Origin of the sequence: Edwardsiella piscicida (genome assembly GCF_021733145.1) — a bacterium.
Classification (GTDB): Bacteria; Pseudomonadota; Gammaproteobacteria; order Enterobacterales; family Enterobacteriaceae; genus Edwardsiella; species Edwardsiella piscicida.
Window position 1 is genome coordinate 1,141,610 of the sequence record NZ_CP090968.1, and the last position, 17,807, is coordinate 1,159,416.

At 61.7% G+C, this 17,807-nt stretch carries 15 protein-coding genes and 1 riboswitch; of the genes, 10 read left to right on the top strand and 5 right to left on the bottom strand.

The annotated features are described in order from the left end of the window. Positions 1-91 precede the first annotated feature (91 nt). The gene (locus L1P05_RS05130; RefSeq protein WP_012847914.1) at positions 92-1,747 is read left to right on the top strand and encodes an FAD-dependent oxidoreductase; all 1,656 of its coding nucleotides are present in this window, start codon (positions 92-94) and stop codon (positions 1,745-1,747) included. A gap of 257 nt (positions 1,748-2,004) precedes the next feature. Beyond that, positions 2,005-2,901 carry a LysR family transcriptional regulator gene (locus L1P05_RS05135; RefSeq protein ID WP_012847915.1) on the top strand — a complete coding sequence of 299 codons (897 nt, stop codon included), beginning with the start codon at positions 2,005-2,007 and terminating at the stop codon, positions 2,899-2,901. Between the two features lie 4 nt (positions 2,902-2,905). Here L1P05_RS05135 and L1P05_RS05140 read toward each other — a convergent pair whose 3' ends face one another. Together L1P05_RS05140 and purB are read right to left on the bottom strand one after the other, a co-directional pair. After that, positions 2,906-4,288 carry an MmgE/PrpD family protein gene (locus tag L1P05_RS05140; protein WP_012847916.1) on the bottom strand — a complete coding sequence of 461 codons (1,383 nt, stop codon included), beginning with the start codon at positions 4,286-4,288 and terminating at the stop codon, positions 2,906-2,908. A 55-nt stretch (positions 4,289-4,343) separates the two neighbouring features. After that, complete coding sequence (purB, locus tag L1P05_RS05145; protein ID WP_012847917.1) at positions 4,344-5,708, bottom strand: adenylosuccinate lyase; 1,365 nt, start codon at positions 5,706-5,708, stop codon at positions 4,344-4,346. Positions 5,709-6,144: 436 nt separating this feature from the next. Here purB and metC point away from each other — a divergent pair, with 436 nt between their 5' ends. From metC to thiD, 5 genes are all read left to right on the top strand, one after another. Beyond that, positions 6,145-7,308, top strand: coding sequence for a cystathionine beta-lyase (gene metC / locus L1P05_RS05150; protein ID WP_012847919.1), 1,164 nt, complete (start codon positions 6,145-6,147; stop codon positions 7,306-7,308). Positions 7,309-7,376: 68 nt separating this feature from the next. Continuing rightward, positions 7,377-8,747: a C4-dicarboxylate transporter DcuC gene (gene dcuC / locus L1P05_RS05155; RefSeq protein WP_041692496.1), complete on the top strand. Its 1,371-nt coding sequence runs from the start codon at positions 7,377-7,379 to the stop codon at positions 8,745-8,747. 109 nt (positions 8,748-8,856) lie between these two features. After that, positions 8,857-9,264, top strand: a complete 408-nt coding sequence (gene uraH / locus L1P05_RS05160) for a hydroxyisourate hydrolase (protein ID WP_015683286.1) — start codon at positions 8,857-8,859, stop codon at positions 9,262-9,264. A 98-nt stretch (positions 9,265-9,362) separates the two neighbouring features. Then, positions 9,363-9,459: riboswitch (TPP riboswitch) on the top strand. 34 nt (positions 9,460-9,493) lie between these two features. Continuing rightward, a complete protein-coding gene (gene thiM, locus L1P05_RS05165; RefSeq protein ID WP_012847922.1) occupies positions 9,494-10,297 on the top strand; it encodes a hydroxyethylthiazole kinase in 804 nt (267 codons plus the stop codon). Next, entirely contained in the window at positions 10,294-11,109 is an 816-nt protein-coding gene (gene thiD, locus L1P05_RS05170) for a bifunctional hydroxymethylpyrimidine kinase/phosphomethylpyrimidine kinase (RefSeq protein WP_012847923.1), read from the top strand. Before thiM ends, thiD begins: the two co-directional genes overlap by 4 nt. A gap of 10 nt (positions 11,110-11,119) precedes the next feature. On the opposite strand, the gene L1P05_RS05175 is transcribed toward thiD, so the two are convergent. Further along, a complete protein-coding gene (locus L1P05_RS05175) occupies positions 11,120-11,989 on the bottom strand; it encodes a hypothetical protein (RefSeq protein ID WP_012847924.1) in 870 nt (289 codons plus the stop codon). 214 nt (positions 11,990-12,203) lie between these two features. Between L1P05_RS05175 and L1P05_RS05180 the strand changes: the two genes are divergently transcribed. The 3 genes from L1P05_RS05180 to L1P05_RS05190 all read left to right on the top strand — a co-directional run bounded on the left by L1P05_RS05180 (position 12,204) and on the right by L1P05_RS05190 (position 15,286). After that, positions 12,204-12,659: an inhibitor of vertebrate lysozyme family protein gene (locus tag L1P05_RS05180; RefSeq protein WP_012847925.1), complete on the top strand. Its 456-nt coding sequence runs from the start codon at positions 12,204-12,206 to the stop codon at positions 12,657-12,659. Positions 12,660-12,783: 124 nt separating this feature from the next. After that, positions 12,784-13,422, top strand: a complete 639-nt coding sequence (locus L1P05_RS05185; protein WP_012847926.1) for a DsbA family protein — start codon at positions 12,784-12,786, stop codon at positions 13,420-13,422. Between the two features lie 919 nt (positions 13,423-14,341). Further along, on the top strand, positions 14,342-15,286 hold the full coding sequence (locus tag L1P05_RS05190) for a LysR substrate-binding domain-containing protein (RefSeq protein WP_012847928.1): 945 nt from the start codon (positions 14,342-14,344) through the stop codon (positions 15,284-15,286). A gap of 472 nt (positions 15,287-15,758) precedes the next feature. On the opposite strand, the gene trhP is transcribed toward L1P05_RS05190, so the two are convergent. Beyond that, on the bottom strand, positions 15,759-17,126 hold the full coding sequence (gene trhP, locus L1P05_RS05195; RefSeq protein ID WP_012847929.1) for a prephenate-dependent tRNA uridine(34) hydroxylase TrhP: 1,368 nt from the start codon (positions 17,124-17,126) through the stop codon (positions 15,759-15,761). A gap of 228 nt (positions 17,127-17,354) precedes the next feature. Further along, the gene (locus L1P05_RS05200; RefSeq protein ID WP_012847930.1) at positions 17,355-17,696 is read right to left on the bottom strand and encodes a YegP family protein; all 342 of its coding nucleotides are present in this window, start codon (positions 17,694-17,696) and stop codon (positions 17,355-17,357) included. Between the last annotated feature and the right edge of the window lie 111 nt (positions 17,697-17,807).

Below are 17,807 nucleotides of genomic sequence, written 5' to 3' on the forward strand. Positions count from 1 at the left end.
ATTATATATTATTATATAATGTTGAGGGGAAGCTGGCAACGCCGAGCCGGGTCGCTGCCGGTCTGATAATCGGATTCGATGAGGTGAGCAGATGAAAATCGTAATTGTCGGCGGGGTTGCCGGTGGCGCCTCCGCCGCGGTCAGGGCCAGGAGGCTGTCTGAGACGGCGCAGATCATCGTGCTGGATCGCGGGGAGTACGCGTCGTTCGCCAACTGTGGCCTGCCCTATCATATCGGCGGGGAAATCCCGCAGCGCGATAGCCTGCTGTTGAAGACGCCGCAGGATTTTCGCCAGCGTTTCAACGTTGAGGTGCGGGTGCGCCACGACGTACTGTCTATTGATCCCCAGGGGAAAACCGTGGAGGTGCGCGATAGCGCCAGCGGGAAAACCTACCGTGAATCCTACGATCGCCTGCTGCTGAGCTGCGGCGCCGCGCCGCTGGTGCCGCCGCTGCCGGGGATAGCGAGCCCGGGGGTATTTACCCTGCGCAGCATCAACGATATGGATGCCATTCTGGCGTACCTTGCGGCGCGGTCGCCGCAGCATGCCACCGTGGTCGGCGGGGGCTTTATTGGTCTGGAGGTGGCCGAGGCGCTGCGTCAGCGCGGGCTGGCGGTAACCCTGCTGGAGATGGGGCCGCAGGTGATGATGCCGGTCGATGGCGAGATGGCGGTGCCGCTGCACCAGACGCTGCGCCGCCATGGGGTGGATCTGCGCCTGCGGACGGCGCTGCAGGCGATTGCCGCCGACGGGGAGGGCATGGCCCTGACCTTGAGCGACGGCAGCGTGCTGCAGAGCGGGCTGGTGATCATGGCTATCGGGGTGAGGCCGGAAAGTCGCCTGGCGCAGGACGCCGGCCTGGCGCTGGGCGCCAGCGGCGGTATTCGGGTGGACAGCGGGATGCGCACCTCCGCGGCGGATATCTATGCAGTAGGCGACGCCGTTGAGGCGCCGCCCTTTGACGACGCCATGCCGCCGCTGGTTCCGCTGGCCGGACCGGCCAACCGCCAGGGGCGGATTGCGGCCGATACTATGCTGGGGCGTGACCGTCGCTACCGCGGTAGCCAGGCGGCGGCGGTGTGTAAGGTCTTTGATATGACCGTCGCCAGCGTCGGGCTGAGTGAGAAGCTGCTGCAGCGCCAGCAGAGGGGCTATGAGAAGGTGTATGTGCATGGGCCTAACCACGCTGGCTACTATCCCCACGCGACGCCCATCAGCCTGAAGCTGCTTTTCGATCCGGCCGACGGCGCCATTCTGGGGGCGCAGGCGATAGGCCAAGAGGGGGTCGACAAGCGGATTGATGTGATCTCCGTCGCCCAGCGCGCCGGGCTGAAGGTGGAGGATCTGGAGCACCTGGAGCTGTGCTATGCGCCGCCCTATAACAGCGCCCGGGATCTGGTCAATCAGGCGGGGATGCTGGCGGCCAACGTACGCTGCGGCGATACCGCGATTTGCCATGTTGCCGACGTACTGCAGCGCGATCCGGCGCGCCAGTGTCTGCTGGATATCCGCACGCCGCAGGAGCTGAAGGCGCATGGGACCTATCCGCAGGCGCTGCACATCCCGCTGGATGAGCTGCGTGAACGTCTGAATGAGCTACCGCGGGATAAGGAGATCCTGATCGGCTGCCAGTCGGGCCTGCGTGGCCACGTGGCCTATCGCATGCTGGTTCAGCACGGCTTGCGCGCGCGTAATCTGAGCGGGGGCTATATCACCTTTGCACGGACGTTGGCGGCGCAGGCATAGCGCGGCGCATCGGGATGGTCCGTCCGGTGGACCATCCCGACTTCGCATCCGCGCAGGGCGAAGTAAAAAGAGTATTTTTCTAATTAATGTATTTACTCTCAAAAATAAACCCTGCGCGTTCAGGTTAAGTTTTATTTATCGATCTATCCATGGATTTAATCTAGCCGCAATCACTGTATTCTCCTTTTAGGCTGGCGCCGATCTTCATGACTTATTATTCTGCGTTATTCCCTTGCGCCGCCGGAGCGAGATAAGCCATGCCTACACGCAGACAGCCCATTATTAATCTGGATCTGGATTTATTACGCACCTATGTCGCGGTGGCGGATAGCCACAGCTTTGCCGCCGCGGCAGAGACGGTATGTCGTACCCAGCCAGCGGTCAGCCAACAGATGCAGCGTCTGGAGCAGATCGCGGCGCGGCCGCTGTTTATTCTGCAGGGGCGCAATAAGACGCTGACGGAGGAGGGCGGATGGCTATTGAATTATGCCCGACGTATTTTACGGCTGAATGATGAGGCCTGCCTTTTCCTGCGGCGGGAGGATATTGACGGCGTGCTGAAAATAGGGTCGCCGGACGATACGGCCAATACCATTTTGCCCGATCTGCTGGCGCGCTTTTCCACGGCCTACCCGCGCCTGACCATGGATATCGTGGTGCAGCGCAGCCCCTTTTTGATGCGGATGCTCGCCGACAATGCGCTGGATCTGGCGATCTCCACCGAGGAGTGCGTCGGTTATCCGCGGATTACCCTGCGAGCCTCCCCCTCCCTGTGGTTTGCCGGGCGTCGCTATCAGCCGGATTTTTCCCGCCCTCTGCCGCTGGTGGTGCTGGACGAACCCAGCACCTATCGCAGCATGATGATAAGCCATCTTGAGCGACACGGGATCCGTTGGCGCATTGCCTACATGGCCACCACCCTGTCCGGGGCCCGGGCGGCGGTGCGCGCCGGGCTCGGCATTATGGCGCGCTCTCTGGAGCTGCTCGGCGAAGATCTCGGGGTGCTGGATGAGCGGCACGGCCTGCCGCCGCTGCCCGCCATCCGCTATAACCTGTATCTGAACACCGTCAGCCCCGCCCGGGCCGCCCACATTCTGTTCAATACCCTACAGGCGGAGCTGGCGCGTGCGGACGGCGCGGCGGGGAGCGCATAGCGAGTCAGCGGCGGGGGGGCGTCAGCAGCGCCGCCAGCGTTGCCGGGGCGCAGGGGGTGCCGTGCAGCAGCGCGTCGGCCAGCGCCAGCGCCTGCTTATCGGGCAGGCATCGCCCGGCGTTGGCCAGAAACTTGGCGCGGACGGCCGACGGCGGCAGCGGATTGTCCGGGTTGCCGTAGTTGATCGGCAGGGCCTGCTGCAGCTGGCGCCCGTCGTGGAGCCATACCGAGATCAGGCCGGGGAAATAGCGCGGAAAGTCGATCTCACCGGGGTGGGGATAGCGGTAGCCGATCCTCTGCGCCAGCTGCAGAAGCGCCGGGCGCGCCAGACTCGCCGGCGCCAGCGAGGCCAGGGTCAGATCGTCGTCCATGATGACGGCGGCGACCAGCCAGGGCAGGCTGAATTTTGCGGCATAGCTGCTCTCTGGACGGTACTTGGCCGCGGGCGGCTCGCAGATCAGCGCGGCGGCGACCGGATCGATGACGCACTCGATCCGGGCTATCTGCGCGGGGGGAATGCCGCGGCGGCGCAGCTGACGGGCGCAGTCGAGCGTCGCGTGGGCAAAGTGGCAGCAGGGATAAGGCTTAATGGAGACCTGCATCAGCTGCCACGACTCGCCCAGCCCCTGGGTCAGGCTCTCCAGGGTCGCCTCCTCCGGCTGCCCATGGGTTTTATACAGGCCGAAGCGCCCTTCAAATATGGTCTGCGGGCCGCTGACCCCCGCTTGACCCAGCCGCGCGGCCCAGATACCGCTCAGGGCAGCCCAGCCCGCATGAAAACACTTGGCGTCATCGCTGTGGGTTAAAAATTCGGTCACGCCGGCGGCCTGGCTGCCGGCCAGTCCCAGGGCGTGACAGGTTTGCTGCGGCGTTAGGCGCAGCAGCACCGCGGCGCAGGCGCAGGCGCCAAAGATCCCGGCGACGGCGGTGGCGTGAAAGCCGCGCCGGTGAAAGCCGCCGTTGGCCGCCAGACCGACGCGGGCGGCGATCTCCCAGCCGATAGCCCAGGCGCTCAGCGTCTGCTCGGCGCTGCTGTTACAGAGCTGGCCCAGCGCCAGCGCGACCGGGGTCAGCAGCGCGCTGCCGTGCAGGATGGCGCCGGTATGGGTATCGTCAAAGTCCAGCGCGTGTGCGGCGATACCGTTGAGCAGCACCGCCTGAGAGAGGGGCGCCCGCCGAGGGGTTCCCCATACCGGCAGGGTGGCCTCGCCGTCGGGTACGTCCGCTAGCGTCGTTTGGGCGCGGCGCGCGGCGTTTTGTTCGGCGCCCGCCAGCGCCACGCCAAAGGTATCGAGCAGGTGTAGGCGAGCGCGGTCGCTGACCGCCGCCGGCAGCGCCAACTGCCCCTGTGCGACGATAAAGCGGCTGAGGGTGTGGCTGAGCGTCATGGGAGGCTCCTAAACTGGGGAAGAGGGGGACCGCCGGCGAGGCGGCGGACGCCGGTTACTGCAGCCAGCCTGCGCTGTCGACCGCGGCCAGCAGGCGATCGACCTGCCGCGGGGCGTGACCGACATAGGTGGTCGGATCGAGCAACGCCTCCAGCTCTGGGCGGGTGAGATGGGCGCTGATGCGGCTGTCGTCATACAGAACCTGGCTGAAGGGGAGCCCCTGCTCCTGCCCGCGCATCGCCGCCGCGTACACCAGCTCATGGGCGCTCTGCTTTCCCGCCTTCTCCGCCAGCGCAAACATGACGCGCTCCGCCAGCATGAAGCCGCCGAGCAGATCCATATTGGCGCGCATCCGCGTACCGTTGACCGTCAACCCGCTGAGCACGGAGCGCATGTTGTCCAGGATCACCGAGAGCATCAGACACAGCTCCGGCATAATCTTCCACTCGGTCTTCCATACTGCGCCATCGCGCTCGTGCTGGTGTTTCATCATGTCGCTCAGCACGCTCAGGTTGGCCTTGAGGGCGTTACTGACGCAGGCGGCATTCTCCGCCACGGCGGGGTTGCGCTTATGCGGCATGGTGGACGATCCGACCTGCCCCGGGGCAAAGAACTCGGTCAGCTCGTCGACTTCGTTATGGGCCAGCAGCAGGATCTCGTTGGCTATCTTGCCGAGCGTCGCCGCGATAAGCCCGATCGTCATACCATATTCGCTCAGGCGATCGCGCGCCGGCTGCCAGGAGATCTCCGGCGTTTCCAGCCCAAGCCGGGCCAGCACCCGCTGCTCCAGCTGCGAGGCCCGTTCGCCAAAGGAGGCCTGGGTTCCGACGGCGCCGACCATACTGCCGACAAACAGGCGTGGCTCCAGCGCGCGCAGGCGCTGATAGTGGCGCCCCATTTCCGCCAGCCAGATCGCGCTTTTGTGGCCAAAGGTGATCGGCAGCGCCTGCAGGGCCAGGGTGCGTCCGCTCATCGGGGTATCGCGATGGCGCGCGCTCAGCTGATACAGGCTGCGGCCAATGGCCTTTACGTCGCGCAGAAATACGCCGTGTGCCTGCTGTAGCTGCAGGATCAGCCCGGTGTCGATGACATCCTGGGTGGTGGGGCCAAAGTGGACATACTCGCCCGCCCCGGCCGGGCAAGCCCGCTCCAGCGCCCGGATCGCCGGCACCAGCGGATGACGGGTCAGGCGCAGCTGCTCCAGCAGATAAGCGAAGTCCAGTTTTTCCAGCCGGGCGCTGTCGGCGATGGCGCGGGCAGCGTCGGCGGGAATGATGCCCAGCTCGCCCTGCTCCAGGGCCAGCGCGGCTTCATAGTCCAGCCATTTCTGGATCCGGGTCTCATCGGAGAAAATCAGGCGCATCTCCTCGGTCGACCAGGCATTATTTAATAACACGGAATCAAACACACTTGAGCCCATATAAATACCTTATATGCGTTAGATGACTTTTATTTTAATCCGCGATGGAAACAGGGAAATATCGCCACCGGACCATGTTGCCGCGCGCTGCATCAATATAGTGTGAAAAAAACCGCGTAGCGCTGCAATATGGCGGCGTCCTTTTTTCATTGAGTTGTTCTAATACGTTATTGCTTTTCGCTAATGTATTTATTGAATTCTACGGCGTTGAGCGTGGCGCGCGAATAACGCCGTCGACAGAAAACAATTAGCGGCATGCAACGCACGATAAATATAATTAACCCGTTATTGGTAGCTTTATTTCGCCTTTCCTGTGATGGTCATAAAACGATCTCTTCTGGTCATTCACGCCGCGCTGTGCCGTATTGCAGGGAACGCCTGTCATGCGGCGTAGCCAGCGTGCTGTCTACGTTCGTCTTTTTTCTGCGGGAGAAGCATGATGGACCCCATAACCTACCTGATCCACGGCGAGCGCCCAGCGGGGCCAGTGACGCCGGTCAATCCGCCGCTGATGCGCGCCAGCACCATTCTCTTTGACTCTTTACAGACCTGGCGCGAGACGCGCAGCCGCCGCCAGCGGGAGCGCGTGCTGAGCTATGGCGCCCGCGGTACCGAAACCGGCTTTGCGCTGGAGAGAATGGTGACGACGCTGGAGGGCGGACACCGCTGCCAGCTGTTTCCCACCGGCTTGGCGGCGATTGGGTTCACCATCATGGGCTATGCGCGCGCCGGCGGCCATGTGCTGTTTTCTGACGCGGTATATGAGCCGGTGCGCAAGATTGCCGCCTGTCTGCTGCGCCCCAACGGGATCGACTATGACTTCTTCCGCGCCGACGGCGCCGATGTCGAGCAGAAGATCCGGGCTAATACCCAGCTGATCTTCGCCGAGTCTCCCGGCTCCCTGCTGTATGAAATGGTGGATTTACCGGCGCTGTGTCGCCTGGCCCACGCGCGTGATATTCCGGTGGCGGTCGATAACACCTGGGGATCGGCCTTTCTCTACCACCCGCTGCGCCTGGGGGCGGACGTCTCGGTGATCGCCGCTACCAAATACCTCGGCGGTCACTCGGACGTCATGATGGGCATGATGGTGGCCAGCGAACGGGCCTGGTCGCGCATCGGTGCGCTGCCGGAGGCGCTGGGGCAGAGCGCCAGTCCCGATGACGCTGCGCTGGTGCTGCGCGGAATGCGCACGCTGGCGCTGCGTATGACGGCGCACGGCGCCGCCGCGCTGCGGGTGGCCCGCTGGCTGCAGGGACGTCCCGAGGTGGCGCGGGTGCACAGCCCGGCGCTGCCGGATCACCCCGGCCATGCGCTGTGGCAGCGCGACTGCAGCGGCAGTAACGGGCTGCTGACCCTGGAGTTCGCCGCGCGCTATAGCCAGCGTCAGGCCGATGCCTTTATCGATGCGCTGACGCTGTTCGGCATCGGCGCCTCCTGGGGCGGCTTTGAGAGTCTGGTCCTGCCGGCCAACGTTCAGAGTGCCCGCTCGGTCGTGGACTGGCACAGCGGGCGCGGGCCCTATGTCCGCCTGCATATCGGGCTGGAGTCTGTCGACGACCTGATCGCCGATCTGCAGCAGGCGTTTTCGGCGCTGTAGCGGCTGAGCTCAGCGCCGCCTGTGCGCTGGGTCCTTATTTTCTGCGTCTTGCACTACGGGATACGATGATGACGGGTCTACTCTGTGCCGCTTTGGTGACGGCACTCCTGATCGCGCTGTTCGCCAAAGGATATAAAACGCAGCCGGTGCTGTTCCTGGCGGGTTTTTTACTGCTGCTGCTGACGGCGCTGTTCGATCTGGGGCCGCTGCTGCCTGCAAAGAGCGGCACCGGCGCCAAATACTTCGATATCTTCAAGGTATTCAGCGATATTCTCAGCTCGCGCCTGGCCGGTCTGGGGCTGATGCTGATGGCTATCGCCGGATTTTCTCGCTACATGGAGCACGTCGGCGCCAGCATGGCGCTGTTTCGGGTTTTCGAACAGCCGCTGAAGCGGGTGCGCTCCCCCTATCTCCTGCTGACGCTGTCGTTTCTGGTAACGCAGATCCTGGTTATCTTTATCCCTAGCCACGCCGGGTTAGGGATGCTGCTGATGGTCACGATGTACCCGATTCTGATCCGGTCGGGGATCAGCCCGGCCTCGGCGCTGGGCGTGATCGGCTGCTGCCAGTTTATCGATCACGGTCCCGGCTCCGGTAACGTGGTCTTGGCGGCGCAGACGGCGCAGCTGGAGCCCGCGGTCTATTTCGTTTCACATCAGCTCCCCTTTACCCTGCCGATCATCTGCGCCGTGGCGGTCACCCACTACGTTGTCCAGCGTTGGTGGGATCGCCGCGATGGCTTTGTCTTTGCCCCCCAGCAGACGATAGGCCATGAGGCGGATACGCGCGATGCGCCGCCGCGTATCTACGCTATCCTGCCGGTGATCCCTTTGGTATTGATTATCGGCTTTAGTCCGCTGTTTCATCCGCTGATTAAGCTGGATGTGACCACCGCCATGCTGATCAGCACCGTCGTCGCGCTGCTCTTCGAGTTTGTGCGGCTGCGCAGCGCGCGGGCGGTTCTGGACAGCTTTATGCTGTTTTTTGAGGGAATGGGGCGCCAGTTTGTGCTGGTGGTCTCGCTGATCGTCTGCGGGGAGTACTTCGCCAGCGGCCTGCTGAAGATCGGCGCCGTCGATACGCTGGTCTCTGCGGCTCAAGACGCAGGGTTTGGCAGCGGGGCGATGATCGTGGCGATGAGCGCCGTGCTGGCACTATCGGCGTTTTTGATGGGCTCCGGTAATGCGGCCTTTTTCTCCTTTGCGGCCCTGATCCCCAAGATCGCCGCCTTCCTCAAGGTGGACGTGGTGACGCTGCTGCTGCCGATGCAGATAATGACCAGCTTCGGCCGTACGGTGTCGCCGATTACCCCGGCGATCGTGGCGATTGCCGGCATCGCCGGCGTATCGCCTTTCCTGGTGATTAAGCGTACCGCGATTCCGATGGCGGTCGCGGCGCTGATGAATCTGCTGCTGACCTTTACCCTGCTGCCGCTGTAGCGCGCAGGGTATGGGGTGATTGCGCTGAAAAGATAACGAAAAGTTTAATAAAGCGGGGGACGCATTTTGCTAGGCTGCCGAAGGGATGACATAACATGGGAGCCCAGTGATGAAAAAAATGCTTTTACTTACCGCGATGTTATCTGTAATCGGCGCGGCGGCGCAGGCCGCGCCGGTGGGCACGCTGAGCGTGCATATCCTGAATCAGCAGACGGGAAAACCGGCCCCCGGGGTGGCGGTGATGCTGGAAAGGCAGGATGGCAGCGCGTGGCGTGAGATCGCCCACGCCGCGACGGATAACGACGGCCGCGTCCGCTCGCTGTACCCGGCGGCCGCCGATATGGACCCCGGCGTCTATCGGGTGACCTTTAAAACGGGCGCCTATTTTCATGGTCAGGGGCAGGAGACCTTTTTCCCGGAGGTGCCGGTCTTATTCCAGGTAACGCAGCAGAATGAAAAGCTGCATGTGCCGCTGCTGCTAAGCCAGTATGGCTACGCTACGTACCGCGGCAGCTAACGTCGCCCGCGCGGTGTGCCGCCGCGCATTTACAATCGCCGGCGTGAGTATTATCCTGCCGCTGGATTAACCGTGTGTTAATGACAGTATTTTGATGAACAACTGACTCGGGGTGCCCTTCTACGTGAAGGCTGAGAAATACCCGTATTACCTGATCTGGATAATGCCAGCGTAGGGAAGTCACGGTGTCTGACCGCGCCGCCTTCTTCACGCCGGTGGGAGAGACGCCATGTTGACACAACCCGCCCCCCTGCCTGATGCGCTGTGCGCTCAGGCGCTGATGACCTTACGCCAGCGCGCGCCGCTGGTTCACTGCCTGACCAATGAAGTGGTGCAAAGTCTAACGGCCAACGTGCTGCTGGCGCTGGGCGCAGCCCCGGCGATGGTGGTGCAGGCCGAGGAGGCCCGCCAGTTTGCGGCGCTGGCCGACGCGCTGCTGATCAATATCGGTACGCTGTATGACGCGCGCGCCGACAGTATGCTGGCGGCGATTGAGGCGGCCAACCTAGCAGGAACCCCCTGGGTTCTGGATCCGGTGGCCGTCGGTGCGCTGCGCTACCGCAGTGATTTCGCCCATCGTCTGCTGCACCTGCGCCCGGCGGTGATTCGCGGCAACGCCTCTGAGATCCTGGCGCTGGCCGGCGCCCCCTCGCGCGGACGCGGCGTCGACAGTCAGGATGATGCGCTGGCGGCGCTGCCGGCGGCAGCGGCGCTGGCGCGCGATAGCGGCGCGGTGGTGGCGATCACCGGCGCCAGCGATTACGTGACCGATGGAGATAACAGCTACCGGATCGACGGCGGTGATCCGCTGATGACCCGGGTCGTCGGTACCGGCTGCGCGCTGTCGGCGGTGGCGGCGGCCTTCAGCGTATTGGACGATCGTCTGACGGCGGTAGCCAGCGCCTGTCGGGTGATGGCGCTGGCGGGTCAGCGGGCGGCGGCGCAGGCCAGCGGTCCCGGCAGCTTCACGCCCCATTTCCTGGATGCCCTGTATGGCCTTCAGCCCGCCGTCATCGCGGGGGAGGGGGCATGAGTATGCGCGCAGAACGGATTAATGCCCTGACCATCGCCGGTACCGATCCCAGCGGCGGTGCCGGGATCCAGGCCGATCTCAAAGCCTTTTCCGCGCTGGGCGCCTATGGCACCAGCGTCATCACCGCGCTGGTGGCCCAGAATACCCGCGGCGTACAGTCGGTTTACCCTATCGACACCGGGTTTGTTCGGGCGCAGCTGGACTCCGTGCTGAGCGATGTGCGTATCGACAGCGCGAAAATTGGCATGCTGGCCAGCGCCGATATCGTCGCCTGCGTCGCTCAGACGCTGACGCGCTACCCGCTGCCGTACGTCGTTCTGGATACGGTTATGGTGGCCAAAAGCGGCGATGCGCTGCTGGCGCCGCAGGCCGTCAGCGCGATTCGCGAGCAGCTGCTGCCGCAGGTCTCGCTGATCACCCCCAATCTGCCGGAGGCCGCCGCGCTGCTGGGGTGTTCGATGGCGGAAGATGAGACGGCGATGGTTGCCCAGGGTGAAGCGCTGCTGGCGCTGGGGTGTCAGGCGGTATTGATGAAGGGGGGACACCTGCGGGGCGGGGAGAGCCCCGACTGGCTGCTGACCCGCGACGGCGCCGCCGAGCGCTTTAGCGCGGTGCGCGTGGCGACGCGCCATACTCACGGGACGGGCTGCACCCTGTCCGCGGCGCTGGCGGCGCTGCGCCCGCGCCATGAGGACTGGCGCGCTACCGTTGCCGCCGCGAAGGCGTATCTGCAGGGGGCGCTGATGGCCGCGGACTCCCTGCAGGTGGGACAGGGCATTGGCCCGGTGCACCACTTTTACCGCTGGTGGTAAGAGGCTGGAGTTAGGCGGCGGCGTGCTGCGTCGCTAGCGCATTCAGCGCGGCGAGCCGCTGCAGGTGCTCGGCGTCGAAGCGGTTGAGGGTGAAAAACGGCATTTCAGCGTCCGGGCGCAGCGCCAGGGCCAGCGTCGGTTTATCCGCCTCGCCGGCCAGCCAGCCGATCAGATAGCTGGCCTGACGCTGCGGGCTTTTCCAGCTCAGCAGCAGCGAGGGCCACGGGTTGGATTCGCTGGCGGCCCGAGTGGCGATGAACAGGCCATCGTACCAGCGCCCGGCGTAGTCACCGTCGTGCTCCAAGGTCTGCGGATCGCGCTGTAGCCACTGGTGCAGGCGGCTGACCGCGTCGCAGCTCAGGCTGTTCTCCAGCGCCTGCCACTGCGGATAGCCATGGCTATGCTGCCAGCAGGCGATACCCAGATAGTCATTGATCTCCGCCCACCAGCCCGTCATCTGCTCACGCAGCGTGGTATCGCGTACGGCGCGGTAGGGAACCAGTCGCCGATCGCCGGCGGCCAGATCCTGTAGGGCGACCAGCGGCAGGGTTTTCGGTTTACTGCGTAGGGTGGCCCACAGCAGCAGCTTGGGAATGCGCGGCGTAATGGTCTGCACGCTGAAACGATACGCGTCGCCGACGGAGAGGACTACGCCGCTGGAGGTGCCGCGTTTGTCCTGATAGTTACGGATGATAACCAGCGGATTGAACGCCATCCATCCGGTCAGGTAGCTCTCCTGCGGGCGATCGGCGTGGCCAAAGGCGTCGACCCGCTGGCGGATGGCCGAGCAGTCCAGCGCATCAAGCGCGCCGGCGGTGGCGGCATCGTAGCGCTCGCGCGCGAGGGCGGGCAGCGGGGGAAGGGTAATCATATCGCTCATAGTGGTGGTATCCAGAAAAACGTGGGCGGGCCAAGCTTACCCTAAAGCCCGGCGGCGAGACCGACGCCAAGGCACTTTTCTGCTATAGATCAACTTTTTCCGATTGAGGATAACTGATAAAAATAGTAAATATTTTATTTATGAGCCCGCAGTGGCGTAAATAAATGACGGCGCCGTTCCGCATCGGCGTCGCGACCTCAATGAAGGAGTTACCATGAAAACGATCGTCGGGGCGCTGGCCGCCCTTCTGTTGGCCTACGGCGCACCGGGCATGGCCGACGAGACTATTCCGCCCTCGTTATCCGAGCTGATGGCTCAGCCGTCATATCAGCAGAGCTGGAAACAGGCGCTGCAGGGAGAGAAGGATCTGCCGTCGTGGGTGCGCAGCGGACAGGGTACCTCTGCGCCGCCGCAGACGCTGACCTGGCAGGGCAAGGCGTATCAGGTCGGCATGGTCTGCCAGCCGCACAACTGCGGCAACCGGCAGCTGTTTATCGCCTTCAGCGCCGATCGACGTCAGGCGTGGGCGCTGCGCGTAACGCTGCCGGACAGCGATGCGGCGATGCTGCAGCCTGCCAAGTATGCTCGCTTTCAGTGGCTGGGCAATCCGGACGCCTCCCTGAAAGCGCTGCTGATGCAGCAGGTAACGTCGCAGCCGGATTGGAAATAGCGCGCGTCACGCGTACGCTGCCGCTGTATCAGCGTGTAATCCGGTGTAATTAATCGTAAATCCGTACGGCGTTCACCGTGCGGAATGCTACTCTGCGCACAAGTTGACTTGATACGGTAAAGTGATGATGAAAACGAGACTCTTCCAGGCCGCCGCTGGCCTGCTGGTACTGTGCTCCGTTGCCGCTCAGGCCGCTGGGTATCAGGAAGGAAAACAGTATACCGACATGCCGAAAGCCGTCCCCGGCGCGCCTGCGGTCGTCGAATTTTTCTCTTTCTATTGCCCGCCCTGTAACCAATTTGCCAACGTTTACCGCATCGGTGAGGCGGTAAATGGGGTCCTGCCGCTGGGGGAGAAGGTGGTGAAATACCACGTGAGCTTCCTGGGGCCGCAGGGACCGGCGCTGACGGAGGCGTGGTCTGTCGCGCAGGCCCTCGGCGTGTCGGATAAAGTGGAAAAGCCGCTGTTTGATGCGGTGCAGGTGAAGCGCAGCATTAACTCTCCGGCGGATATCCGCCAGGTATTTATCGACTCCGGCGTTGCGGCGGCAGAGTATGATGCGGCGCTGAACAGTTTTGTCGTGAAATCGCTGACCGCGCGGCAGGAGAATGCGGTGCAGGCCTTCGGCGTGCGCGGCACCCCGTCGTTCTATGTCGCAGGTAAGTACCAGATTAAAAATGATGGAATGCAGGCGACCAGTATCGATGGCTATCGCAGTGAATATGCGGACGTGGTGAAGTTCCTGCTGGCTCAGGGTAAATAACGCGCCCCTCTGCCGATAAACGCCTGGGCTAGCGCCCGGGCGTTTTTTTTGGCACTTGCAACGCCCGTGCGCCAATGGCGCTGGGACCACGGAGCGGAGAGGCGCGACAGGTCGATGCCCGGTCGCATAGCCTTCGCCTTCAGCGTCCCTCTCGTAAGCCGCATTGGCGGTGATCTGCGCGCCGCCGCGTCACTGGCGACAGGGGATGGCGGCATTGCGCCGGTGGTTAGGGAGCGCCTCAGGATCAACCGCGGCGGCGCTAATCGGGCTATATTCATTTGCGGATGCCATGATCATGGCGGCTTATTTCGCCCCGCGTCGAGCTGATATTACGCTCACTGGATGGGATGATTCGGATATGCCTTTTCTATCGCGGGCAAAGAGAGCGTGCCGCGGTAACGGATTAATGGTATGCCGCCGCGTTATTTTTATCAAAATAGCCGATCTTCACGTAGACGCTGCTGCTCTGTATTTTTACCATGCTGCCTATTATTATTAGGATATATCCGTATAGACAACGCAATAATTCTGTTAGTCGACGTGTGCGGAGATCAATATACTCACTGCGTATCTCTGTCCGGGCGCACTGATGCCGAGAGGATTATTTCTCTCGGTCATTATCAACCGCCGGCGCGCGGGCGTTATCTTACGTATTGATCACGCGCTGCGCTGATGTCCGTACGCGCTATTGCGCATCGCATGGGGAGGCTCAATCCATGCGCTATAGTATGCAATTATTAAATAAATAATTGGTGACACATATTTAATATATATGCTTGTCGGTGCTATTTTATCGGAACAGTACGATTTATCTCACTGTTATGGCTGAACCTATTGAGTTATTAGTGTGAATGTATAAGCTGTCCTGAAATGGTCAATATGAAGAATGCCATTTAAAACATAAGGATAGTGTATTTGTATGGAGCGTTCTAATCACAGTAATTTATTGCATTTAAAGGGATTCGATCTCAATCTGCTGACCGTATTTGAGATGGTGTTTTTACACAATAGCGTTAGCCGTGCGGCGGCGGCGATGGGCACCACGCCCTCGGCGGTGAGTCAGTCGCTGCAAAAGCTGCGTCAACACTTTGACGATCCGCTATTTATCCGCGCAGGCAAGGGAATTTCGCCAACGGCGCTGGGGGTCTGCTTGCATGATCAGATCGCTCAGGGGCTGTCGCTGATTGAAAATACCCTCAACGCGACGCTCTCCGCCAAGCAGCGCCGTAAGTTTGTCGTTTTCGCCCCCTGCTGCGTGGCGCTGCAGGTGCTGCCCGCCGCCGTCAGCGCCCTTGAGCGTCTCGGCGCCGGGTATGAGCTGCTGCACTACAGTGGGTATGCGGATTATCATCCGCATACCATTGCAGAGCAGCTGCTGAATTTTCGTAAGGCCGACGTGGTGTTCAGCACGACGCCGGTGACGGCGCATGCGGTGCACTGCCTGCCGTTTGCGAACGAACCGCTGGCGCTCGTATGCCGCGATGGGCATCCGCGCCTCGGGGAGGCGTGCAGCGAGGTGCAGCTGAGCGGAGAACGGTTTGTGATCCTGCAGCGTGCTCATAGCGACGGGGATCGCTTTGCATTTCTGCACGGCGGTCGGGTGGTGCTGCGTTCGGACTCCTTTATCTCGATTCTGGGGGCGGTCAGCCACAGCGATCTGCTGACGGTTTTGCCGCGGGAGGTCGCGCTGCGCTACGGCTCCGCCTTTAATCTGCGGGTGGTGGAGACGGCCTTTGCGATCCCGCCGATCCCCCTCTATCTCACCTATAACAAGCGTTCCCTGCGCAACCCCGAGTTCCGTAATCTGCTTGACGTGCTGACGGACACCGCCTCCCTGAGGAGCATGGTGCCGCTGACGGCGTGAACCGATATGATCGCCTATCGCTGCGCCGCTTCGCGCCGCGATGAGGTGCCTGCTCCGCCGGCTTATTTTTAGCTGAACGGATTCAGTTATTCCTGATTATTTCTATGCTGCGGGATAAATAAGTAATTAGTAACGATTGTCTTTTGAGTTTGATAGATGTGAAATATCGATGAATATATTTCGTTACGGTATGACGATAATAGTGAGCTCGGCGTATCGGCGATTCATGCTAATATTTTTGTTTAAAATCATCTAGTTATAATTTCATTGTTAGGGTGGGATTATTCTTTGCAAAAAAGAAAACCAGCCCAAGGGAGATTGGGCCGGCAAGGAGGTGGTTCCTAGTATTGCTATTTCGTTATTGCTTTTTGTGTGGCAATAATAACCATGACGACGTCACTTTAGTGTGATCGTCATCGGGTATTATCAAAAAAATAAAAAAAGCCGGAATTAATCCGGCTGGGGCAGAACATTATTGAGCGTGAGGATTGCGGGTGCTGACGCCCGCGCCCTGTAGGTTACGCATGAGCAGGGCATAGGCCAGATCGATCTCCGCCGGTAGCGGAATATAGACCGTATGTCCGTTGCCCGGCGCGACGTCGGTCGGCTGGCCCTGCTTGTCGCGCAGATCGTCCAGGGTGAACTGAATATTGCCCTGCGGCGTCATCAGCTCCAGGCTATCGCCGCGGGAAAATTTGTTTTTCACCAGCACTTCAGCATAGCCATCGCGGCGCTCGCCGCTGAGCTCGCCGACGAACTGCTGGCGATCGGAGACGGAGTAGCCGTAGTCATAGTTCTGCTGATCTTCGTGGACGTGGCGACGCAGGAAACCTTCGGTATAGCCGCGGTGCGCCAGTGACTCCAGGGTGGTCAGCAGGCTGGGATCGAAAGGCTTGCCGGCTACCGCGTCATCAATCGCTTTGCGGTACACCTGCGCCGTGCGGGCGCAGTAGTAAAACGACTTGGTGCGCCCCTCAATTTTCAGCGAGTGCACTCCCAGCTCCGTCAGACGCCCCACGTGCTGGATGGCGCGCAGATCCTTTGAATTCATAATGTAGGTGCCGTGCTCGTCTTCGAAGGCGCTCATATACTCGCCCGGGCGCATGCTCTCTTCCAGCATGAAGACCCGGTCGGTCGGCGCGCCGATGCCCAGGGTGGGGTCGACCTGCTGCACCGGGATTGGCTGGTGCTGATGCACAATATTGCCGACCTCGTCCTCTTTGCCTTCCTGCACCTTGTATTCCCAGCGGCAGGCGTTGGTACAGGTTCCCTGGTTGGGATCGCGCTTATTGATATAGCCTGACAGCAGGCAGCGCCCGGAATAGGCCATGCACAGCGCGCCGTGGACAAACACCTCCAGCTCCATCTGCGGCACCTGTGCGCGGATTTCGGCAATCTCCTCCAGCGACAGCTCTCGCGACAGGATCACGCGAGTCAGCCCCATCTGCTGCCAGAATTTTACCGTTGCCCAGTTGACCGCGTTAGCCTGTACCGACAGATGAATCGCCATCGACGGAAAGGCTTCACGCACCATCGAGATCAGGCCAGGATCGGACATGATCAGGGCGTCCGGCCCCATATCGATGACCGGCTTGAGATCGCGCAGAAAGGTTTTCAGCTTCGCGTTGTGCGGCGCAATATTGACCACCACGTAGAACTTCTTGCCCAGCGCATGGGCTTCCTGAATACCCAGCGCCAGGTTTTCATGGTTGAACTCGTTGTTGCGCACGCGCAGGCTATAGCGCGGCTGGCCAGCGTAAACCGCGTCGGCGCCATAGGCAAAGGCGTAACGCATGTTTTTCAGCGAACCGGCCGGGGACAGTAATTCCGGAGTAAACATAGATGACTCTCTCGTTCTGATCACAGGTCAGGCTGCAGCGTAGGGCGCGCCTCATCGTCATCCGTGCGCGCTGACGCCACGCGCGGAGAGGGAGCGGCCCTAGGGGCTTGCAGTAAAGGCGGGCATTATAGAGAGTTGGCGCGGGCAGTACAATCAAGGCCCCGCGGTGCCCGGAGCCTTGTCGGTGCTGCGCTGTGCTCGGCAGAAACGGGCCGGCGTGGGATCCCGTCACTGCCCGCGGCTCAGATCGCGGATATCGCGGGTCTGGGCATTCTTTTTAACGGACTGGATCCCTTTACGGGCGGCGCTTTCGGAGCTGTAGTGCTCGCTGTGGCCGATCACCTGATGGTTCTTGGCCTTGAGTAAAAAGTAGGGTTGCTCCCCCTCACAGCACAGCTCATACTGCGCGTCCTCGACGGCGTTGGTCTGCACGGAGAGAATGCCGTTTTCGACCGAGGCGTGGGAGGCGTACATTTCACTGCTGAGGATCACCTCGCCGTTACCGGCCTTGAGGTTGAAATGAAACCGCCCATTCAGGGTGCGTTTGATCTCGTAATAGCCCATTGTCATGGGTATCTCCTTGCCTGTGTTACGATAACGAATCCGCCATCGCCGCGTGGCGAATGGCGGATTATGGCGGGATACTGTCCATAGTAGTATAGCGTTCATCGGCGCGGACGG